General features: G+C 71.5%; 20 protein-coding genes and 1 riboswitch. Of the genes, 16 read left to right on the plus strand and 4 right to left on the minus strand.

Annotated elements, in window-relative coordinates; genetic code table 11:
• Positions 1–87 precede the first annotated feature (87 nt).
• The 4 genes from ACWD4B_RS19720 to ACWD4B_RS19735 all read left to right on the plus strand — a co-directional run bounded on the left by ACWD4B_RS19720 (position 88) and on the right by ACWD4B_RS19735 (position 4,155).
• Positions 88–990, plus strand: coding sequence for an SGNH/GDSL hydrolase family protein (locus ACWD4B_RS19720; protein ID WP_451421936.1), 903 nt, complete (start codon positions 88–90; stop codon positions 988–990).
• Positions 991–1,170: 180 nt separating this feature from the next.
• Positions 1,171–2,025, plus strand: a complete 855-nt coding sequence (locus ACWD4B_RS19725) for an SDR family NAD(P)-dependent oxidoreductase (RefSeq protein ID WP_451421937.1) — start codon at positions 1,171–1,173, stop codon at positions 2,023–2,025.
• 124 nt (positions 2,026–2,149) lie between these two features.
• Positions 2,150–3,079 (plus strand): NADP-dependent oxidoreductase, encoded by a 930-nt coding sequence (locus ACWD4B_RS19730; protein WP_451421956.1) that lies wholly within the window; start codon positions 2,150–2,152, stop codon positions 3,077–3,079.
• 167 nt (positions 3,080–3,246) lie between these two features.
• Entirely contained in the window at positions 3,247–4,155 is a 909-nt protein-coding gene (locus ACWD4B_RS19735; RefSeq protein ID WP_451421938.1) for an aminoglycoside phosphotransferase family protein, read from the plus strand.
• Here ACWD4B_RS19735 and ACWD4B_RS19740 read toward each other — a convergent pair.
• A complete protein-coding gene (locus tag ACWD4B_RS19740; protein WP_451421939.1) occupies positions 4,127–5,335 on the minus strand; it encodes a multidrug effflux MFS transporter in 1,209 nt (402 codons plus the stop codon). The two genes, ACWD4B_RS19735 and ACWD4B_RS19740, sit on opposite strands and share 29 nt — an antisense overlap.
• 345 nt (positions 5,336–5,680) lie before the next feature.
• On the opposite strand from ACWD4B_RS19740, the gene ACWD4B_RS19745 reads away from it, so the two are divergent.
• Both ACWD4B_RS19745 and ACWD4B_RS19750 read left to right on the plus strand, forming a co-directional pair.
• Positions 5,681–6,037: a DUF805 domain-containing protein gene (locus ACWD4B_RS19745; RefSeq protein WP_451421940.1), complete on the plus strand. Its 357-nt coding sequence runs from the start codon at positions 5,681–5,683 to the stop codon at positions 6,035–6,037.
• Between the two features lie 141 nt (positions 6,038–6,178).
• The gene (locus tag ACWD4B_RS19750) at positions 6,179–6,442 is read left to right on the plus strand and encodes a hypothetical protein (protein ID WP_451421941.1); all 264 of its coding nucleotides are present in this window, start codon (positions 6,179–6,181) and stop codon (positions 6,440–6,442) included.
• Positions 6,443–6,513: 71 nt separating this feature from the next.
• Here the strand turns inward: ACWD4B_RS19750 and ACWD4B_RS19755 are convergent, their stop codons facing one another.
• The gene (locus ACWD4B_RS19755; RefSeq protein WP_451421942.1) at positions 6,514–7,404 is read right to left on the minus strand and encodes a carbohydrate-binding protein; all 891 of its coding nucleotides are present in this window, start codon (positions 7,402–7,404) and stop codon (positions 6,514–6,516) included.
• 873 nt (positions 7,405–8,277) lie between these two features.
• On the opposite strand from ACWD4B_RS19755, the gene ACWD4B_RS19760 reads away from it, so the two are divergent.
• The 9 genes from ACWD4B_RS19760 (at position 8,278) to ACWD4B_RS19800 (ending at position 18,624) form a co-directional block, all read left to right on the plus strand.
• Positions 8,278–10,470 (plus strand): hypothetical protein, encoded by a 2,193-nt coding sequence (locus ACWD4B_RS19760; protein WP_451421943.1) that lies wholly within the window; start codon positions 8,278–8,280, stop codon positions 10,468–10,470.
• A 65-nt stretch (positions 10,471–10,535) separates the two neighbouring features.
• The gene (gene pelF, locus ACWD4B_RS19765; protein ID WP_451421944.1) at positions 10,536–12,053 is read left to right on the plus strand and encodes a GT4 family glycosyltransferase PelF; all 1,518 of its coding nucleotides are present in this window, start codon (positions 10,536–10,538) and stop codon (positions 12,051–12,053) included.
• Entirely contained in the window at positions 12,050–13,495 is a 1,446-nt protein-coding gene (locus tag ACWD4B_RS19770; protein ID WP_451421945.1) for a hypothetical protein, read from the plus strand. Before pelF ends, ACWD4B_RS19770 begins: the two co-directional genes overlap by 4 nt.
• A gap of 69 nt (positions 13,496–13,564) precedes the next feature.
• A complete protein-coding gene (locus tag ACWD4B_RS19775) occupies positions 13,565–14,566 on the plus strand; it encodes an SDR family NAD(P)-dependent oxidoreductase (protein WP_451421946.1) in 1,002 nt (333 codons plus the stop codon).
• A gap of 77 nt (positions 14,567–14,643) precedes the next feature.
• Positions 14,644–15,357, plus strand: coding sequence for a nucleotidyltransferase family protein (locus tag ACWD4B_RS19780; protein ID WP_336410973.1), 714 nt, complete (start codon positions 14,644–14,646; stop codon positions 15,355–15,357).
• 9 nt (positions 15,358–15,366) lie between these two features.
• Positions 15,367–16,281 (plus strand): NAD-dependent epimerase/dehydratase family protein, encoded by a 915-nt coding sequence (locus ACWD4B_RS19785; protein WP_451421947.1) that lies wholly within the window; start codon positions 15,367–15,369, stop codon positions 16,279–16,281.
• A 5-nt stretch (positions 16,282–16,286) separates the two neighbouring features.
• The gene (locus tag ACWD4B_RS19790) at positions 16,287–16,958 is read left to right on the plus strand and encodes a spherulation-specific family 4 protein (protein ID WP_451421957.1); all 672 of its coding nucleotides are present in this window, start codon (positions 16,287–16,289) and stop codon (positions 16,956–16,958) included.
• Entirely contained in the window at positions 16,955–17,809 is an 855-nt protein-coding gene (locus ACWD4B_RS19795) for an endo alpha-1,4 polygalactosaminidase (protein WP_451421948.1), read from the plus strand. The genes ACWD4B_RS19790 and ACWD4B_RS19795 overlap by 4 nt, the downstream gene beginning before the upstream one ends.
• A 201-nt stretch (positions 17,810–18,010) precedes the next feature.
• Positions 18,011–18,164, plus strand: a riboswitch (cyclic di-AMP (ydaO/yuaA leader).
• 4 nt (positions 18,165–18,168) lie between these two features.
• Positions 18,169–18,624 (plus strand): C40 family peptidase, encoded by a 456-nt coding sequence (locus tag ACWD4B_RS19800; RefSeq protein WP_451421949.1) that lies wholly within the window; start codon positions 18,169–18,171, stop codon positions 18,622–18,624.
• On the opposite strand, the gene ACWD4B_RS19805 is transcribed toward ACWD4B_RS19800, so the two are convergent.
• Positions 18,617–19,036, minus strand: a complete 420-nt coding sequence (locus ACWD4B_RS19805) for a YchJ family protein (RefSeq protein ID WP_451421950.1) — start codon at positions 19,034–19,036, stop codon at positions 18,617–18,619. The genes ACWD4B_RS19800 and ACWD4B_RS19805 overlap by 8 nt on opposite strands.
• Positions 19,037–19,198: 162 nt before the next feature.
• Here ACWD4B_RS19805 and ACWD4B_RS19810 point away from each other — a divergent pair, with 162 nt between their 5' ends.
• The gene (locus tag ACWD4B_RS19810; RefSeq protein WP_451421951.1) at positions 19,199–19,678 is read left to right on the plus strand and encodes a hypothetical protein; all 480 of its coding nucleotides are present in this window, start codon (positions 19,199–19,201) and stop codon (positions 19,676–19,678) included.
• Here the strand turns inward: ACWD4B_RS19810 and ACWD4B_RS19815 are convergent.
• Positions 19,675–19,948, minus strand: a 274-nt coding sequence (locus ACWD4B_RS19815) for a hypothetical protein (RefSeq protein WP_451421952.1), incomplete at its 5' end; no start/stop codon positions are given. The two genes, ACWD4B_RS19810 and ACWD4B_RS19815, sit on opposite strands and share 4 nt — an antisense overlap.

The following is a 19,948-nucleotide window of genomic DNA, read 5'->3' on the forward strand; positions in this document are numbered from 1 at the left end:
CGATACCGGCAACGTTACCGGCCGGTTTCGAAATCGTTCCCTCACCCCCTCTGCCCGTTTACGGGCTGCCCCTTTACGGGAGGAACCGTGTCCAGAGCCGTCCCGACGACCGCCGCCTGTGCTCTCCTCGCCGCTTCCCTGGTCACCGTGGCCGCCCCCGCGCACGCCGCGGACGCCGACGGTGTCCCGGCAGGTACGTACGTGGCCCTCGGCGACTCCTACGCCGCCGGGGCCGGAGTCCCCGCACAGTCGGCGGGCCTGTGCATGCGCTCGTCCCGCAACTACGGCCACATCGTGGCGGAGACACTCGCGCGGGACGCCTCGTCGGCCGCGTCCGTGTCCTCGTACAAGGATGTGACCTGCGCCGCCGCGAAGGTGGGCGCGCTCACCTCCACCCAGACCGACGCCGGGATCCCCGTCAACGGTCCCCAACTCGACGCCGTCACACGGGACACGGGTCTGGTCACCCTCACCATCGGCGGCAACAACCTCGGCACCACGGACCTCGGCTTCGTCGACGTCGTCGCCGTCTGCGCCACCCTCTCCGTGACCAACCCGTTCGGCGCCCCGTGCCGCGACCACTACGGGGACACGCTCGACAAGCGCCTCGACGCCGCCGCCCCCCAACTCGCCGCCGCGCTGCAGCGGATCCACGCGAAGGCGCCGCGGGCGAAGGTGCTGGTCCCCGGCTACCCGGCGGTGCTCCCCGACGACGCGAGGACGTGCCTGTTCAAGATGCCGGCCACGACCGGCGACCTCACCTACCTGCGCTCTGTCATCGGCAAGCTGAACGACATGGTCTCCACGACCGCCACCGCCAACGGAGCCACGTACGTCGACACGCTCAGCGCGACCAAGGGACACGACGCCTGTTCCTCGGACCGCTGGATCGAGGGCATCCTGCCCACCAAGCCGGCCCTGTCGCTGCACCCCAACGCCACGGGTGAACGGGTGATGGCCGATGCGGTGATGAAGGCGCTGCGCGGCTGAGGCAGTTGCCGGTGTGTGCGTGCCGCCCGGCCGGGGTTCCGGCCGGGCGGCATCGCAATTCCCCTATTCCTTTTATTCCCTTGATCTTCGGGATGGGGCGGTGCACACTCATGACAGTGATACGAGACGAACCGTCTCGTTCGCGAGAGTCGTGCACCGTCCGAAGGGAGACCGCTTTTCATGTCCGTCCCCGAACCCTCCTCCCGCGTCTGGTTCATCACCGGCGCCACCCGCGGCCTCGGCCGTGCCTTCACTCAGGCCGCCCTCGACGCGGGTGACCGCGTCGTCGGCGCCGCCCGCAGCATCGAGCTTCTCGACGACCTGGCCGCCGCGCACCCCGGCCGACTCGTCACGGTGCGCGTCGATGTCACCGACCGGGCCGCCGTCTTCGCGGCAGTCGAGCAGGCCGTTGCCGCGTTCGGCCGACTCGACGTCGTCGTCAACAACGCGGGAACCGTTGCTGCAGGCGCCGTCGAGGAGTTCACGGAGGCCGAGGCGCGGGCCCACATGGACGTCAACTTCTTCGGCCCGCTGTGGGTGAGCCAGGCCGTCCTGCCGCACCTGAGAGCCCAGGGCTCCGGTCACCTCGTCCAGATTTCCAGCATCGGCGGCATCGCGGCCCACGCGTCCTCGGGGATGTACAACGCCGGCAAGTGGGCGCTGGAGGGGATGAGCGAGGCGCTGGCCATGGAGGCCGCGCGCTTCGGCATCAGGACCACCATCGTCGAACCCGGCGGCTACTGGACCGACTTGTGGAGCAACATGACCACCGCAGCCCCCATGGAGGCCTACGAGCCGATGCGCGCCGAGCTGGCGAAGCTGCACGCCGAGGGCTCGGTCGACAGTGAACCGCGGCTCGCCGCCGAGGCGTTGCTGAAGCTGGTGAACAGCGAGGAGCCGCCGCTCCGGCTGATCCTCGGCAGCGCCGTGTTCGACGGGGCGCTCGCGATCTGCCGCGACCGGATCGCGACCTGGCAGGGCTGGGAGGAGGTCAGCCGCGCCGCCGAGTGCGCCGTCGCGCAGCCGCAGGGCTGAGGGTTCAACTCCTCGGCGGAGTACCGGCAACGGCCCTTACTGTACAGGTGTACAGTAGGGCGCCCAGGCGCGGGCTCGAGGCGCGGAATCACCCTCTTCAAGGCATCGTGAACCCATGACCAAGATCAAGGCCATTGCTTTCGGCACCTACGGATCCGCCGACGTGCTGCAGCCCGTCGAACTCGACCTGCCCGTCCCGGGGCCGGGTCAGGTGCGGATCGCCGTACGCTCCGCCGGGGTCAACCCGATCGACCACAAGATCCGCAGCGGTGACATGGCCGGGTTCTTCCCGGTCGAGTTCCCCTGCGTCCCCGGCCGGGAGGCCTCCGGTGTGGTGGAAGCGGTGGGCGACGGCGTCACCGGGGTCCGGGCCGGGGACGCCGTGCTCGGCCCCACGGTCACGGGCGCGTACGCCGAGCGCGCCCTGGCGGATGCGAGCCGGCTGGCCGCCAAGCCCGTCTCGATGCCCTGGGAGGAGGCCGCCGGACTGCCGGTCGCGGCCGAGACCGCCTGGCGGGCACTGGAACCGCTGCAGCTCCGCGAGGGCGAGACCCTGCTGATCCACGGCGCGGCCGGGGGAGTGGGAACGATGGCCGTACAGTTCGCGCGGTCCCGCGACGTCCACGTCATCGGCACCGCGAGCGAGGCCAACCACGAGTACCTGCGCGGGCTCGGCGCCCACCCGGTCACCTACGGCGAGGGTCTCGCCGACCGGGTCCGCGCGCTGGCCCCCGACGGGGTGGACGCGGCCCTGGACGCGTCGGGCAAGGGCGACGCCGTCGCCGTCTCGGTCGAGCTGACGGGCGGCCCCGACCGCGTCGTGACGATCGCCGACAGCGAGGGCGCCCTGCGCCACGGCGTCCACTTCTCCTCCGGCGCCGAACCGGGCGCGTCCCGCACGGTGCCCGCCCTCACGGCGGCCCTCGGCCTCTTCGAGTCGGGCATCCTGCAACTCCCGATCCACCGCCTCTACCCGCTGTCGGAGGCGGCGGAGGCCCAGCGGGAGAGCGAGCGGGGGCATCTGACCGGGAAGATCGTGCTGGCGGTGGTGTGAGGGGTGGTACGGACGTACTGGAGGGGGCGGTACGAGCCGGTACGGGCGTACCGTGCACCTGCCGAGCGGGCTCACGAGGCCTCACTCGCCGGGCCTCACGTGCCGTTATGCACTGCAGTGAGAAAAGCGATTGACGCCCCTCCGCCCCGGCGGTCGACTGGCGCCCCATGAGCACAGGGCAGATGCAGATGCATCCCGGTATGCACCCCATCGACGACGACCTCGTACGCCGGCTGGTCGCCGGGCAGTTCCCGCAATGGGCGGGGCTGACGGTCGAGCGGTTTCCGTCCGGCGGGACGGTGAACGCCATGTACCGGCTGGGCGACCGCATGGTCGTCCGGCTGCCGTTGGTGGCGGGCGGGGCCGGCGACGTGGAGCTGGAGCGGGAGTGGCTGCCTCGCCTGACGGCCCGGTTGCCCACCGCAGTTCCCGAGGTGCTCGGGGCCGGCCGTCCCGCCGAGGGGTACCCGTGGCCGTGGTCGGTGTACCGGTGGCTGGCGGGGGAGAACCCCGAGGCGGGGGCGCTGCGTGCGCCCGGGCAACTTGCCGCGGATCTGGCCGGGTTCGTGACGGCGATGCGGAGCATCACCCTGCCGGGCGCGCCGACGGCACACCGCGGTGGGCCGGTCGCCTCGCTCGACGCGGAGACCCGGGCGGCGATCGGGGAATTGCGCAGGATCCCGCAGGAGGACATCGACTGCGACGCCGTGACCGCCGTCTGGGAGGACGCGCTGCGGGCCCCGGTCCGGGACGAGCCGTCGGTGTGGCTGCACGCCGATCTCATGCCGGGCAACCTGCTGGTGGACGGCGACGGCAGACTGACCTCGGTGATCGACTTCGGGTGCACGGGAGTGGGCGACCCGGCCTGCGACCTCTTCCCGGCATGGAACCTGCTCCCCGCCGGTGCGCGGGAGATCTTCCGCGAGGCGCTCGGCGTGGACGACGCGACGTGGCGGCGCGGCCGGGGGCGGACGCTCTCGCAGGCGCTGATCGCGCTGCCGTACTACCGGACGACGAACCCGGCGATGGCGCGCACCGCCCGGCACGTCATCCGGGCGGTGCTGGGGGAGAGTTGAGGCCGCCGATCAGGCTTGCGCGCTGGACGGGCTGCTTCGTCAGCCCCAGTACGAGGACGGCGAGAGCGGCGGAAAGTGTCATGCCCGCGAACATGGGCAGGGCGGTGTGCTCGCCGCCGAGGCCGACAAGAGGGGCGGCGATGGCGCTCAGGACGCTCTGCACGGTGCCCAGGAGGGCGGAGCCGGTTCCGGCGGCCCGGGGTACGCGTTCCAGGGCGAGTGCGGCCGCGTTGATACTGACCAGGCCGATGCCGACGAAGGTGACGTACAACAGGGCCAGCACCACCGGCAGCTTCAGCCCGCCGGCCAGTGCGAGCACGCACAGGGCGGCCGAGCCGGCGAGCATCACCCCGAGGCCGGTGCGCAGCAGTGCCCGGGGAGCGAAGCGGCCGACGAGCCGGGTGATGACGAGGCCGGATACGACGCTGACGGCGCCGACGGAGCCGAAGGCTGCGGAGGTCTGACCGATGCTGAGGCCGAGCAGATTCTGGAACAGGAAGGACGCGCCGCCCAGGTAGCAGAAGAGCACGGCCAGGGACATTCCGAAGCAGAGCGTGTGTCCGAGGTAGGGCCGGTTGGTGAGAACCTCGCGCACCGCCCGGGCAGTTGACCGGGCTCCTCCCGCCTGCCGTCGTTCGGCCGGCAAGGTCTCAGGCACTGCGAAGAGTGCGCCGACGAGCGCGAGGAGCGTGGTGGCGGCCAGGGCCCAGAACACCGCGCGCCAGCCGGCGGCTTCGATCACGACGCCGCCCAGGACCGGTGCGACGGCGGGGGCGACGCCCAGCAGGGACATCAGGATGCCGAGCAGCCTCGCCGCCTTCTTGCCCGTTGCGACGTCGGAGATGACGGCTCGGCCGATGACGACACCGGCGGCACCGGTGAAGCCCTGGAGGAAGCGCAGCGCAACCAGCCAGCCGAGCGAGGGCGTGAGCGCGCACAGCGCCGTGACGACGACGCAGGCCGCCGAGCCGATCAGGATCGGCCTGCGCCGCCCGAACCGGTCGGAGAGCGGTCCGAGGATCAACTGGCCCAGGCCCATGCCGATCAGGAACGAGGTGAGGGTGAGCTGGACACCGGAGGCGTCGGTGCCCAGGTCCCCCGTCATGCGGGGGAACGCAGGAAGATACATGTCCGTGGCCAGAGGCGTCACGAAGGCAAGCAGCACGAGGGCTGCCGTCATCACCGGCATTGCGGGAAACTCCACAGAAGAACTCGCGCAGCGAGCACCGCACGTCAACAGCCTGGGCTGCGCTTTCCTGTGGCGGTTGATCCTCGTGCGGCGCCTGGTTTACGAACCTAGGAAACGGACCCGATTCCCGCGTCGGCCCACAGTCCGGAATCCAGCCCTCCGATGGCCTTAGGGCCGACGGCGCTGAGCGGTGGGCCGCAGGACCTCGGTCGCGTTGCGCGGGTGAATTGCGACGTACTCCCCCCTGGTATCCACACCCCACCGACATGGTGTAGTTTTTACTCCGGCTTTACGTAACAAACGGGCCCTCCGGGGCCCATTGCTTTGGGAGACCCAGTGCACTGGTTCGTGGATGTACTCAAGAAATACGCGGTGTTCAGCGGGCGTGCGCGCCGCCAGGAGTACTGGATGTTCACCCTGATCAGCATCGTCATCAGCATCGTGCTGACCGTCGCCGACGCCGTGCTCGGCACGAACTCGGTCATCGGGACCGTGTTCAGCCTGGCCATACTCCTTCCCTCGCTCGCCGTCACCGTCCGGCGTCTGCACGACACTGATCGTTCGGGTTGGTGGGTGCTGTTCGGTCTGATTCCGGTCGTGGGCTGGATCGTCCTGCTGGTGTTCATGTGCCTGGACACCGTCCCGCAGCACAACAAGTACGGCCTCAGCCCCAAGCAGCTTCCGACGTACTGAGCCGGCAAAGGCCGGCGGGCCGGCAGGCGGCATTGACAGCCGGATATCGCGGCGCCAGTCTGAAAACGGGTGCCGTTGACGGTTGAGGGCAGCCCCCCGACGTATGCGGCGCCAGGGCGTCTTTCCGCTGGGAGCTGCATCATGTCGAATTCTCTTGGTCACGGGCGCCGGGCGCTGGTCGCCGTCATGACCACGCCCTTCCTGCTGCTCTCGGCCGGAGCGGCGTCGCAGGCCGTCGGCGCGTCGGCCGAACCGAAAGCGGTCACGGTCACGGCCACTGCCGCGCACCCCAAGTCTCCGGCGTTCTCCTGCGAATCGCTCAAGAACTGGCTGGACCACCACAACGCGAACACAGCGCAGTGGCGCAAGGTTTCGGTGATGTGGATGGAGAAGTGCCTTTCGTAGGGCGTCCCTACACATGACGGCAACCACCGGCCCCCGCCACCTCCGGCGGGGGCCGGTGCGTTTGTGGCCGGCTATTGCCGCACCGTCCAGTGGTCGTTCGCCCCCGCCTGGACGAACCTCAGCCCCGGGCACAGGAATGCGGCGCCGTCAGGGTTCGGCTCCGTCCACGGCGAGTCCGACGGGCTCGCCGCCTTCCATGCGCCCTCGCTCCGCAGCTGTATCGACGAGCTGTCGAAGATCGTGTTCGCCGCCTCCGTGCAGTAATAGCCCGTGCCCGTCGCGGGGTTGGTGCTCGCGTAGATCTCGAACATGTCCCAGCCGTGGGCCAGCCCGCTCCGGTCCTGCCCCGACTGGCGGAAGAGCAGTTCCCAGGCTGCCGTCCGGTAGTTGTAGAGGTAGGACGACCAGCTGTTCGTTCCGGCGTCGTCGCGGGCCAGCTGCACGCCGTAGACCGTGCGGCCACCGCTGTTCGCCGTGTACTTCGCCAGGAAGTCCGCGTTGATCGCGAGCACCTTCGCCGGGCCGCCGGGGTCGCTGCACCAGTCCCAGGCCCAGATCTCGTTGCCGCTGTTCGAGTACGCCGTGACGACCTCCATGCAGGAGTTCTGGGCCTTGGTCGTGGGCGCGTACGTGAAGTTGTCGGAGGCCGAGACCCGGTAGGAGGGGTCCACGGAGTGGGTGGCCGTGATGCCGTCGTACGTCCCGGGCTGCGGGAAGATGCCCCACCAGTTGTGGGTCAGGTCCGCCGCGGTCCCGGGCCGGTGCGTCCAGCCGGCGGCGCTGCGTTCCCGGCGGCCCTCGGCGAAGGCGCGGACCGCGCGGTCACGGCCGGGGGAGTGGCCGGGGGCGTGCGCGGCGGTGACGACTCCGCGGTGGGGTGCGTCGGGCGAGGGGGCGGTGCCGGCGCCGTGGGCCGCTGCGGGACCGGCACCCAGAACGGGCAGGGCAGTCAGAACGGCCAAGGCTGTCGTCACCAGTGCGACAAGGGGAGTTCGACGTCTTCTCACGTGGCTCCTCCGGGGATCATGGGGGGTGGGAGCGCCAATGCCATGTGACGTTGTGCTCATGACAAATCTCAACGTCCATGTCCCCTGACTTTCGGTCAAGAGCTGCCGCAGCAGAACTCAACCGCCCCTCGGAGTCGTCCGGTTCGCATGGGGCTCACGGGGTCGACATCACCGGTCCGGTCTCCGGACGGCCCCAATTCGCCTTCCGGTAACGGCAGATGCCAGACGCTCTCGCCGCATGCGGTGCGCAACAGGCATATCGGACAGCTCGCATCAGGCCGATCTCGGGGCGTCCGGATACGGGAAGGGCAGGTGCGACGGGGTTCCGGCAGAGATGGTCCAGAGGCGTTGTATACCAATGTCGACACAGGTCACCCTGGCGATGCCCGGGCATACGAGCGAAGCGCGGACGGCAAAGAGCCGCGAGGGGTTACAGCGAAAACAGGACAGGAATTCATGAACGCCCCTGGGCACCTGCCCAGTGCGCCCCGCGCGGCCTCCGGGCATGGCGCACTATATGGCTGAGCGGTCGGGAGGCGGTGGAGCCTCCGGAACCGGGGCGCGGCCGTGCCCCGGTGCCGCATCGCTGCCGCGCGGTCCCGGCTCCGCCCGCGCGGCCCGGATCCGGGCAATCGGCGTCCGCTTCCGTTTCAGGGCAGGAGCGGTCGCAGCCGGTATGGGGAGTCCGGCTGATGCGGGGCCGAATGGTGGGGATCATTCGCTGTGCGTGCGGCATCCGGAACGAGCCCGGCGCTGCTCGCACTTGTCCTGGACGACAAGGCGGCGCGCACCCCGTGCGTGGCCTGCGTCCCGGGGGGAGTTGACGTCATGAGAACGGGAAGAACGGGAAGCAGACGCAGTGCGCGTCCGGTCGCGGCGGGGGCGGCGGCCGTTCTGCTCGGCATGGCCCTGCCGGCCGGGGCCGTGCACGCGGCCGACGCCGACGCCGCGCCGCGCATCGACCTGAAGGTGCTGGTGGTCGACGACGGCGGGCCCTCGGTGGAGGCCATCCGCAGCACGCTGGACGCCGCGGGGACCCCGTACACCACGGTCGATCTCACCGACCCCGCGCGGCAGAAGGTCGACGACGCCTTCCTCGCCGACACCGTGGACGGGCGGGCCCGGGCCAAGTACCAGGGCATCGTGCTGCCCAACGACAACCCCTTCGGCGGGGGTTCGGCCGAGATGGCCGCGCTGGCCGGCTACGAGAAACGATTCGGCATCCGCCAGGTCGACGCCTACACCTACGCCCGTCCGGCCGTCGGCCTGAACGTTCCCGCCGACTCCGGTTACGCGGGCACCCTGGACGGGAAGACGGCCCAGGTCACCTCGGCGGGGGCCGCCGGTCCCTTCGGCTACCTCCGAAAAAACGTTCCGTTCGAGGACAACGACCCGAACATCAGCGAGAGTTACGGATACATTTCCGCGCCGCTGGCCCAGCAGCCCGACGGCGCCGGTTACACCACCCTCCTCGACGCCGCCGTCCCCGGCGGCACCGGGCGCGGGTCGCTGATCGGCCAGTACAACCACGACGGACGCAGCGAGCTGGTCGTCACCTTCGTCGCCAACCAGTACCAGTCGCAGTACCGGCTGGTGTCCCGGGGCATCATGGAGTGGCTCACCCAGGGCGTCCACCTGGGTGCTTCCCGCAACTACTTCGGCGTGCACGTCGACGACGTCTTCGCCTCCGACGACCGCTGGGACACGAAGCTCAAGTGCACGCCCGGTGACGTCGACTGCCCCGGCAACCCCAGCCCCGAGCACCCGCCGCTGCGGATGACGGCCGCCGACGCGCAGTACGCCAAGCAGTGGTCGCAGAGCCATCGTCTCCCGCTGGACTTCGCCTTCAACGGCGTCGGCAGCGAGGAGTACCGCTCGGAGCACGGCGGCCTGCCCGACCCGCTGCTCCAGCAGCTCACCGCCGACCAGAAGTCCTTCCGGTGGATCAACCACACCTATACGCACGCCTTCCTGGGCTGTGAGCAGAACACCACCGTCGTGCCCTGGAAGTGCGCCACCGACGCCGCGGGGAAGACCCAGTGGGTCAGCGGCAAGGAGATCAGCGACGAGATCACCAACAACCGTGCCTGGGCCGCCCGCGAGGGCCTGGCCGTCGACAACGACGAGCTCATCACCGGTGAGCACTCCGGTCTGAAGATGCTTCCGCAGCAGACCCAGGACAACCCGGAACTCGGACCGGTCTACGCCAAGTTGGGCATCGCCTGGACCGGCAGCGACACCTCGCGCGAACCCCAGCAGCGCCCGGTGGGCCCCGCCCTCACCGTGCCCCGCTACCCCATGAACGTCTTCTACAACGCGGGTACGGCGCAGGAGGAGACGGACGAGTACAACTGGCTCTACACCAAGAAGTCCGACGGCGGCAGCGGAACCTGTGAGAACTCCAAGGTGACCACCTGCCTGCCCAAGCCGCTCGACGTGAAGACCGGGTTCGGCACGTACATCACGCCGCTGGAGACCCGCATCGCCCTGAGCCACGTCCTCGCCAACGACCCGCGGCCGCACTTCATGCACCAGTCCAACCTCTCCGAGGAGCGGATCGGCTACAAGGTCCTGGAGAGCGTCCTCTCCGACTACGCCGGGCTGTTCGCCGACAACACGCCGATCGTCAACCTCCGCATGCGGGACATCGGTACGGAGCTGAGCAAGCGCGCCGCCTGGAACACCGCCCTCGCCGCGGGCAAGGTGACCGCCTACCGCATCGGCAACGCCGTCACCGTCACCGCACCCGCCGGGGTTCAGGCCCTCGCCACCCTGCCCGACGGCACCCTGCAGGGCGGCACCGCCTTCGGTACCGCCTACGCCGGCAGCCGCTCGGCCTGGGTCGCACCGGTCGCGGGCCAGAACCGGCTCGACTTCACCCTGCCCGCCGGGGCAACTCCCGCTCACCACAAGGCCGGTGGTACTGCAGCCGCCGTGCCGGCACCGGCAGCCGCCCTGCCCGTGCCGCGTGGCGTGCGCCCCCCGGTTCCCTACGGGCCCGCTGCAACCGCCCGGCGCTGACCCGGCGTCCGTACTTCCGTGCAGATTCCGCCCAAGTCCTGATGTCTCTGGAGAAACCGACTTTCATGCACGGACCGCATGCCGCAAGGGCATCCGACATCCCTTCGGTGACCCTCCTCACTGAAGGGACCTACCCGCACAGTCACGGCGGGGTGAGCGTGTGGTGCGACCAGCTGGTCCAGGGGATGCCGGACGTCGACTTCCGGGTCATCGCCGTCACCGGAACCGGCCGGGAGCAGCTCGCCTGGGAACTGCCCCGGCACGTCCGGGAGGTCGACACCCTGCCGCTGTGGGGACCGCCGCCCGCCGGCCGCGCCCCCCGCGGCCGGGCCCTGCGCGAATTCCTCACCTGCTACGAGCAGTTCCTCCTGGCCCTGCTCGACCCCGGCGAGGAACAGCACTTCGCCCGTACCTTCCACCGGCTGGCCGACCACGCCACCGAAGGCACCCTCTTCCCCGCGCTGCGCGGGGAGGCGGCGGCCCGCCTCCTGGCCCGGCTCTGGAACCGGCCCCGCCTCGGCACGGCCGCCGCCCGCCCCACCCTGCACGACGCACTGACCGCCACCGACCTGCTGGAGCACGCCCTGCGCCCGCTCGCCGCACGGGTCCCCGCCGAGGGGATCACCCATGCGGTCAGCGGGGGCCTGGCCGCCGTGCCCGGGCTGGTCGCCCACCACCGGCACGGCACCCCGTTCCTGCTCACCGAGCACGGCATCTATCTGCGCGAGCGCTACCTGGGCTTCCGCAGCGAGCCCTACCGCTGGCCGGTCAAGGCACTGATGCTCGGGCTGTTCCGGATGCTCGCGATCGAGAGCTACCGGTGCGCCGCCCTCGTCACCCCCGGCAATCGCTACAACCGGCGCTGGGAGGAGCACGGGGGCACCCCGCCCGACCGGATCCGCACCGTCTACAACGGCGTCGACCCGGCGGCGTTCCCGCCCGCCGGGCCGGAACCGGAGACGCCGACGCTCAGTTGGGCCGGGCGCGTCGACCCCATCAAGGGCCTGGAAACCCTGATCCGGGCGTTCGCGCTGGTGCACCGGGAGATACCCGAGGCGCGGCTGCGCCTCTTCGGCGGCACCCCGCGCGGGGGCGAGGGCTACCGCACCGCCTGCGAGAAGCTCGCCGCGGACCTGGGCGTCGGCGGGTCCGTCACCTTCGAGGGGCGCGTCGACGACATCCGCGACGCCTACGCGGCGGGCAACGTGGTGATGCTCTCCAGCATCAGCGAAGGCTTCCCCTTCACCCTCATCGAGGCTATGTCCTGCGGCCGCGCCACCGTCTCCACCGACGTCGGCGGCGTCCGCGAGGCCGTCGGCGACAGCGGGATCGTCGTACCGCCCCGCGACCCGGAGAGCATGGCCGAGGCCGCACTGCAGCTGCTCGGCGACCCCGAGACCCGCGCGAGGATGGGGGAGTCCGCACGGCTGCGCGTGGTCGAGCAGTTCACCCTCCGCCAGACCATCAGCGCCTTCCGCGACATCTACCGTGACCTCGGCGGCCTCCGCCCGGTGCAGCAACTGCCCCGGCAGCGCCGGGAGTCCGCCCCCGTCATGGCCATGGCCGCCGGGGGTGCGGGATGAGCGGAGTCTTACGCCTCGTACCGCCCGACGAGCCCGAACCCGCGCACCAGCTCGCCGACCCCGCCCCGCCACGGCACCGGCCGCGCTGGGCGGCCGACCCGCTCGACGACCTCGCCGAGGAGATGGCCGACGTCTGCGCGACGGCCGTGCACCCCGACGAGATCGCCGCCGTCCTGGAGGCCGGCGGCCTCACCGGCGAACAGATCACCGAACGCTACGGCAGGAACGACGCGTTCGAGCTGGCCGCGGAGCTCTTCGCCCGGGTGCCGCGCAGCCACCCCGAGCCCCCGCCCCGCACAGACCCCTGGCGGGTGTCGCCCGGCGCCTGCCTGCTGCGCTCCCTGGTGTTCACTCTGCCCGGCTTCGGCTACACCCTCGCCGCACCTCTCATCACCGGCGGCCGGCACGACGGCGGACTGCCCGCGGGCACCGGCCCGTTGGCCGCCTCCGCCCTGCTGGCCTGGGCCTGGAACCAGGGCCTCGCCCACCGCGCCTATCTCCGGCTGGCCGCCGGCGGGCGCCCCGCGGCCGGGCGCTGCCTGGCCGTCGGCGCACCGCTCGGCGCACTGCTCGCCACCGCCGCAGCCCTGTTGCTGCCGGGCCCGGCCGGGGCGCACGCCTTCGCTGCGGGCCAGGCGCTGTACCTGGCGGCGGCCACCACGCTGCTGGTGCTGGGGCGTGAACGGCTGCTGCTGTACGCCCTGTTGCCCACCGCCGCCGGGGGAGCCGCGACCCTGGTGGAGAAACCGCCGGTCGTGGCCGGGGTCGCGCTGCTGCTCGGCACGGCGGGGGGCGCCGTCGCCGCCGCCGTCCGCACCGTCCTGCAGACCCGCGGCACCGAGGGCCAGCCACCGTCGCTCTCGCCGCTCGCCTCGCTCCCGTACGGCCTGTTCGGCCTGGGCTGCGGGGTGTTGACGACCGTCGCCGCACTCGGCGACGCCCTGCGGCACACCGGCGGCACCGGGACCGCCGGACCCGCCGTCCTCGCCCTCACCCTCAGCATGGGTGTTGCCGAATGGCTGCTCTACCGCTGCCGGGGCAGAGCCCTCGACGCTCTCGCCCGGGCGACGACCTTCCCCGGCATGCTGCTCGGCGCAGCCCGCGTGCTCGCCCTGTGCGTCGCCGCCTATCTCGCCGCACTGGCCCTGCTGGCCCTGGCCGTCGCCCTCCTGTGGCCCCACGCCTCGTTGCCGGACCCCACCCGCACCGCGGCGCTGCTCGCGCTCGGTGCGGTGCTGTGGACCGGACTGATGCTCCAGGCCTACGGCATCGCCTGGACCCCGGCCCTGCTGTGCCTCGCCGCGGCCGGGACCGAGACCACCGCCCTCGTCCTGCGCATCTCCGCACCCGCCCAGGACCAGCTCGTCACGTGTACCTGCGCGGCGGCCGCCCTGCTGGCCGTCGCCACCGCACTGCTCGGACGGATCACCACGCACCGCTGAGCACCGCACCAGAACGCCCGTTGCCGAGAACGCTCCTGAGAGCGTTCCTGAAAAAGGGGAGAACCGCGCATGTCCGCACCTGCACCCGTCGCCGTCACCGGCGCCGAGGGATTCATCGGCTCGCACCTGGTCGAGGCGCTCGTCGCGCGCGGCCACCGGGTCCGCGCCATGGTGCAGTACAACTCCTTCTCGTCCTTCGGCTGGCTGGAGGACCTGCCCGAGGACGTCATGGACCACGTCGAGGTCGTCCTCGGCGACGTCCGCGACCCCGGCTCCGTCCAGTCGCTGGTGACCGGTGCCGACACCGTCTACCACCTGGCCGCGCTCATCGCGATCCCGTACTCCTACCGCGCCCCGCACAGCTACGTGGAGACCAACGTCACCGGCACCCTCAACGTCCTGGAGGCCGTGCGCCACCTGGGCATCCCGCGCCTGGTGCACACCTCCACCAGCGAGACCTACGGCACCGCGCAGACCGTGCCCATCACCGAGGACCACCCCATCAACACCCAGTCCCCGTACGCCGCGTCCAAGGCGGGCGGCGACCGGCTGGCCGACAGCTACCACGCGAGCTTCGGGCTCCCCGTGGTCACCCTGCGCCCCTTCAACACCTTCGGGCCGCGCCAGTCCATGCGCGCCGTGATCCCCACGGTGATCGGGCAGGTGGCGGCCGGGCAGCGCACCATCACCCTCGGCGACCTGCGGCCCACCCGGGACTTCAGCTACGTCAAGGACACCGTGGCCGCCTTCCTCGCCGTCGGCACCGCGCCCGCCGCCGACGTCGTCGGCCGCACCTTCAACTCCGGTACGGGGGAGGAGATCTCCGTCGGCGACCTGGTGCACCTGATCGGCAAGCTCATGGACGCCGACCTGGAGATCCGCACCGACCGGGAGCGCGTCCGGCCCGGCGCCTCCGAGGTGATGCGGCTGCTCGCCGACGCCTCCCGGCTGCGGGCCGCCACCGGCTGGGCCCCCGCCCACACCCTCGACGAGGGACTCGCCGCCACCGTCGCCTTCTTCCGCGACCCCGCCAACCTCACCCGCTACAAGACCGGCATCTACAACGTCTGACGTTCCACCGCTTACGTTCCACAGCTGACGTTCCACCGCCCACCGCTCCCGGACCGGGAGCAGAGAGGAACGGCACCATGCACGCAGTCATCCTGGCCGGAGGCAAGGGCGTCCGGCTGCGCCCGTACACCACCGCCCTGCCCAAGCCGCTGGTGCCGATCGGCGACCAGCACGCCATCCTCGAAATCGTGATGCGCCAGCTGGCCGGCGCCGGATTCACCAGCTGCACCCTGGCCATCGGTCACCTCGGCCACATCATCAGAGCCTATGTGGGCGACGGATCCCAGTGGGGCTTACGCGTCGACTACACCACCGAGGAAAGCCCGTTGGGCACCATGGGCCCGCTGCTGACCATGCGCGACCGGCTGCCCGAGCACTTCCTGGTGATGAACGGCGACGTGCTCACCGACCTCGACTTCGGCGACGTCCTCCAGCGGCACATCGCCTCCGCGGCACCGCTGACCATCGCCACCTACCCCCGCCGCGTCAGCATCGACTTCGGCGTGCTGACCACCGACTCCGGCCGCGTCGTCGGCTTCGCCGAGAAGCCCAGCATGGACTACCGCGTCTCCATGGGCGTCTACGGCGTCTCCCGCGAGGCCCTCGCCCGCTACACCCCCGGCCTCCCGCTCGGCTTCGACGAGCTCGTCCTCGACATGCTGCGCGACGACACCCCGCCGCACGCCTACGAGTTCGAGGGCTACTGGCTCGACATCGGCCGCCCCGACGACTACGACCGGGCCAACGCCGAGTTCTCCCTCCGCCGCGACCTGCTGATCAAGGGAGCGTGAACGGCCCGCATGCGCATCCTCGTTCTCGGCGCCACCGGCTTCCTCGGCCGGCACGCCACCGGGCAGCTGCGCGCCCTCCCGGGCGCGCGGGTGCTCTGCGCGGGCCGGTCGCCCGCCGCGGACCTCCCTCTCGACATCGCCACTCGTGATGCCGAACGGCTGGCGTCCGTCCTGCGCTCGGCGGCCCCCGACGCGGTCGTCAACTGCGCGGGCGCCGTGGGCGGCAGCGCGGTGGAGCTCACCGCCGCCAACGCGCTCGGCCCCGCCGTCCTGTGCGCGGCCCTGCACCAGGCCGCGCCCCGGGCCCGCCTGGTCCACCTGGGCTCGGCCGCCGAGTACGGACCCGCCGACGGGCAGCGCCCCGCCGCCGAGTCCGGCCCGGCCCGCCCGCTGGGCCTGTACGGCGCGAGCAAGCTGGCCGGCACCCTCGCGGTGACCGGTTCCGGCCTTGACGCCGTCGTGCTGCGGGTGTTCAACCCCGTGGGACCGGGCCAGCCCCTCGCCTCCCTGCCCGGACGGCTCGCCGCCGAGCTGCGCCGCGCCGCTCCCGACGGCGTGATCCGGACCGGGGACCTGTCTTCTTACCGCGACTTCGTCGACGCACGGGATGTTGCGGCAGCCGTCGTCCGCACCGTCACCGCGACCGGGCCGCTCCCTCCCGTCCTCAACATCGGCAGCGGCACGGCACGCCGCGTCCGCGACCTCGCCGAAGGCCTCGCCCGCGCCGCGGGCTTCCGGGGCACCATCGAGGAGGACGGCGACGGATCGCCCCGCTCGGCCGCCGTCCCCTGGCAGCAGGCGGACATCACCGCGGCCGCCCGCGCCCTGGACTGGACACCGCGGTACCCGCTGGCCGAGAGTCTCTCCGACATGTGGTGCGCGATCCGCGCGGAAGCACCGGAAACAGAGGGGACCCATCGATGACGGACATGCCGCACGGCGAACGGCGGCTGCTCGTCCCGCTCTACGCCCACCCGGCCACCCACCCGGAGGCCTGGGCGCAACTGCAGGCGGCGGCCCCGCAGGTGTACGGGGTCGTGCTCAACGCCGCGGACGGCCCCGGCCACCGCCCCGACCCGGCCTTCACCGAGGCCGCCGGCCGGCTGCGCCGCGCCGGGGTGCGGATGCTGGGCTACACCGACACCGGGTACGGCCGCCGCCGCCCGCGCGCCGTGGCCGCGGACATCCGCCGGCACCGCCGGTGGTACGACGTGGACGGCGTCTTCCTCGACCAAGTCCCCTCCGGGGCGGCGGTGTTGCCGTACTACCGGCGGCTGGTCCTGATCGCCCGGACGCTGGGCGCGCGGACCGTCGCACTCAACCCGGGGACCCATCCGGACCCGGGCTACGCACGGCTCGCCGACCTCCTGGTCACCTTCGAGGGCAGCTGGGAGGAGTACTGGCGGGCGGGGGTGCCGGCCTGGACAGCGGACCATCCGCCGGGCCGGTTCTGCCACCTCGTCTACGCGGTCCCGGACGGCTGCGCGGAACAGGTGGCCCGCACGGCGGAGCGGCGCGGCGCCGGGGTGCACTGCGCGGTGCCGGGCGACGGTGCCAACCCCTGGCAGAGCGCGCCCCTGACGACGGGAGCGGTGCGATGAGGCGGATACGGGCGGGGGCGGCTGCCGTGTTGTCGTTGCTCGCCCTCGCGGGCTGCTCGTCCTCCTCGGACGAGGGGGCCGATCCGGACGAGCAGCAGTCCGCTCCGCCCTCCGGCGGTTCCGGTGATGCACAGCCGCCCGCCTCCGGGAAACGCTGGCAGCCGAAGCCGGGCACGCGCTGGCAGTGGCAGCTCGACGGCAAGGTCGACACCTCGGTGGACGTCCCCGTCTACGACATCGACGGCTTCGAGAACGATGCCGCGACGGTCGCCGGGCTGCACGCCCGCGGCCGGAAGGTGATCTGCTACTTCAACGCCGGTGCGTGGGAGGACTTCCGGCCCGACAAGAACGCCTTCCCCAAGGGCGTCCTCGGCGCGAAGAACAAGGGCTGGGAGGGCGAGAAGTGGGTGGACATCCGCCGTCTCGACGTCCTGAAGCCGATCATGGCGGCCCGGATCGAGATGTGCCGGAAGAAGGGCTTCGACGCCGTGGAGCCGGACCTGACCGAGGGATTCCGCAACTCGACGGGCTTCAAGCTGACCGCCGACGATCAGCTGGCCTTCAACCGGATGCTGGCGAAACTCGCCCACGACCGGGGCATGTCGGTGGGACTGAAGAACGACCTGGAACAGATCCCGCAGCTGGTGGGCGACTTCGACTTCGCGGTGAACGAGCAGTGCGCGCAGTACGACGAGTGCGCGCGGCTGACGCCCTTCATCAAGGCGGACAAAGCGGTCTTCCATGTCGAATACGACCTGAAAACCGGGGAGTTCTGCGACAGGACGACCCGGCTCGGACTCAGCTCGATGCAGAAGCGACTGGGCCTGGACGCATGGCGCAAGCCGTGCTGACACCATGCTGACACCGTGCTGATGGGGCGGCAGATACGGGCGTGGTTGCAGTTACAGGACGGAAGTGAAGAAGTTCACAGAAGCCCCATTCGACGCTGAATTCGCGCGGCCGGTGGTGCAGGATCGTCCCTCGAACATGAGACCCCGTCACCGAGGCGGGCCACCCGGGCGGACGCCGAGTCCTGCCACTGCACCGGGTGCGGAACCGATTCGACGGACCGGCAGGAGCGGGAGACCCGAGCACGACGGACCACGATGGCGGTGGTCCTTGGGGTGAAGCCACGACCGTGGCCGGGCACCTTCGTCCAGCCCGAACCCGACAGGTCATCTTTCGCAGGCGGCTGACGAAGGGCTTCGGCATGTCTGCAATGCCTCGAATACCTGCGCGCATCCCCGTACTTGCCGCCGCCACCGTGGCGGCATCGGTCCTCCTGCCGGGCATGGCCCCCGGCGCCCAGGCCGCCACCCCCGGCGAACAGGCCCTCAAGGTCGCGGCCGCCAAGCAGGGATCGCCCTACCAGTACGGCGCGACCGGCCCGAACCGCTTCGACTGCTCGGGCCTGACGCTCTACTCGTTCAAGCGGATCGGCAAGCGCCTGCCGCGCACCGCGGCCGATCAGTACAACGCGACCCGCCACCTCTCCGCGGGCTCCCGCCAGACCGGCGACCTGGTGTTCTTCCACTCCGGCAGCAACGTCTACCACGTGGGCATCTACGCCGGGAACAACAAGATCTGGCACGCCCCCAAGCCGGGCACGACCGTCCGCCTGGAGAAGATCTGGACCGGCAGCGTCTGGTACGGCCGGGTCAGCTGATGGCGCCGTCCAGATAGACCCACTGCCCGTCCTCGCGGACGAACCGGCTCACCTCGTGCAGGACGTCCTGGTGCCCGCGCTCGCTGTAGTGGGCCCGGAACTCGACGGTGCCCTCCTGGTGGAACGCGCTGCCGCCCGTCGTGGCCAGGACGTCCAGCCCGGTCCAGCGCATCCCGGGGTCGAGGTCGAGGTGCCCGGGCCGGGTGCTGGAGTGCCAGCTGCGCAGCAGGTACGCGGTGTCGCGGACGACGAAGGCGCTGTAGCGCGAGCGCATCAGGCGTTCGGCCGTGGGCGCGGACTTCTGCCCGCTGTGGAAGGCGCCGCAGCAGTTCTGGTAGGTGTCGCCGAGCCCGCAGGGACAGGGCGAGTCGGGGCCGACGGCCGGCCGGGGGCGTGCGCTGGATCTGGACATCCCCCGATTGTGCCGGACGGGAACCCGTTCGGCCGCACGCCGGCCCGCGGCTCCCCGGCTTGACGTACTCGCAGGTCAGGTTTAGCGCGGGGGCGTGCCGGGAGGCCCCCGCGGGGGCGCCCGCCGGTTGCGGGCCGGCGGGTGCCCGCCAAGGGTGACGGCATGCGCCTGAACACGATTCCCTCCACTGCCGCGGCCGCCGTGTGCGGCTCGCTCGCCTTGCTGATCGCCGGTCCCGCACTCGCGTCGGACGGACCGCCTTCCGCACCGCCCCCTGCCGCCGAGGCACCCGCGCCGGATGCGGCGGGCCCGCTCGACACGGTCGGCAGCCTCGGCGAGACGCTGCTGCTCGGGTCCCGGATCGGGACGGAGGCCCGCGCGAAGACGCCGGACACGGTGGAGATGCAGGAGCTGCAACGACGGCTGCGCGCTGCGTCGGGGCGGTTGCAGCGGTCGGTCAAGGCGACGGACCGCGCTGCGGAGGTGCCGGCGCAGCTGAAGAAGCTGGACGACGACGCGACGGCGTTGCGGACGGCGGTGGGGGCGGAGGACGCGGCCGGGGTCACGGCGGGGGTGGCGGCGGTGCTCGCCGACCAGCGGGCGTTGCTGGTGTCGGTGCCGAAGTTGTTGCCGGGGGCCTAGGAGATCGTCAAGGTGGTCGCCCCGGTTGCGTGGGTGAGGCCCTCCCCGAGGCACTGCAGGGCGTTCGGCTGGAGGATGGGGATGAGCTGGAGCAGTTTCCGGCCCCGGAAACGGCCGTTGGTGACAGTGCCGGTGGCCGGGGTGACCACCTGGCCGGCCACGACCGTGCTGCTGCCGGCGATGTCGGCGGTGCTGGAGTCACCCGTGTTCCAGACGTACTTCCGGCTGGCCTCGAAGCTTTCGATGGGGTTGACGCAGCCCGTGACGACC

The sequence above is a fragment of the Streptomyces sp. NPDC002536 genome (genome assembly GCF_053594995.1).

What these genes read in the sequence shown, in the direction of transcription:
- ACWD4B_RS19725 (WP_451421937.1), top strand. Translation starts at nt 1,171, where the DNA reads ATGTCCGTCCCCGAACCCTCCTCCCGCGTCTGGTTCATCACCGGCGCC.
- ACWD4B_RS19735 (WP_451421938.1), top strand. Translation starts at nt 3,247, where the DNA reads ATGAGCACAGGGCAGATGCAGATGCATCCCGGTATGCACCCCATCGAC.
- ACWD4B_RS19800 (WP_451421949.1), top strand. Translation starts at nt 18,169, where the DNA reads ATGTCTGCAATGCCTCGAATACCTGCGCGCATCCCCGTACTTGCCGCC.
- ACWD4B_RS19785 (WP_451421947.1), top strand. Translation starts at nt 15,367, where the DNA reads ATGCGCATCCTCGTTCTCGGCGCCACCGGCTTCCTCGGCCGGCACGCC.
- ACWD4B_RS19795 (WP_451421948.1), top strand. Translation starts at nt 16,955, where the DNA reads ATGAGGCGGATACGGGCGGGGGCGGCTGCCGTGTTGTCGTTGCTCGCC.
- ACWD4B_RS19775 (WP_451421946.1), top strand. Translation starts at nt 13,565, where the DNA reads ATGTCCGCACCTGCACCCGTCGCCGTCACCGGCGCCGAGGGATTCATC.
- ACWD4B_RS19790 (WP_451421957.1), top strand. Translation starts at nt 16,287, where the DNA reads ATGCCGCACGGCGAACGGCGGCTGCTCGTCCCGCTCTACGCCCACCCG.
- ACWD4B_RS19740 (WP_451421939.1), bottom strand. Translation starts at nt 5,335, where the DNA reads ATGACGGCAGCCCTCGTGCTGCTTGCCTTCGTGACGCCTCTGGCCACG.
- ACWD4B_RS19770 (WP_451421945.1), top strand. Translation starts at nt 12,050, where the DNA reads ATGAGCGGAGTCTTACGCCTCGTACCGCCCGACGAGCCCGAACCCGCG.
- ACWD4B_RS19760 (WP_451421943.1), top strand. Translation starts at nt 8,278, where the DNA reads ATGAGAACGGGAAGAACGGGAAGCAGACGCAGTGCGCGTCCGGTCGCG.
- ACWD4B_RS19810 (WP_451421951.1), top strand. Translation starts at nt 19,199, where the DNA reads ATGCGCCTGAACACGATTCCCTCCACTGCCGCGGCCGCCGTGTGCGGC.
- ACWD4B_RS19780 (WP_336410973.1), top strand. Translation starts at nt 14,644, where the DNA reads ATGCACGCAGTCATCCTGGCCGGAGGCAAGGGCGTCCGGCTGCGCCCG.
- pelF (WP_451421944.1), top strand. Translation starts at nt 10,536, where the DNA reads ATGCACGGACCGCATGCCGCAAGGGCATCCGACATCCCTTCGGTGACC.
- ACWD4B_RS19750 (WP_451421941.1), top strand. Translation starts at nt 6,179, where the DNA reads ATGTCGAATTCTCTTGGTCACGGGCGCCGGGCGCTGGTCGCCGTCATG.
- ACWD4B_RS19805 (WP_451421950.1), bottom strand. Translation starts at nt 19,036, where the DNA reads ATGTCCAGATCCAGCGCACGCCCCCGGCCGGCCGTCGGCCCCGACTCG.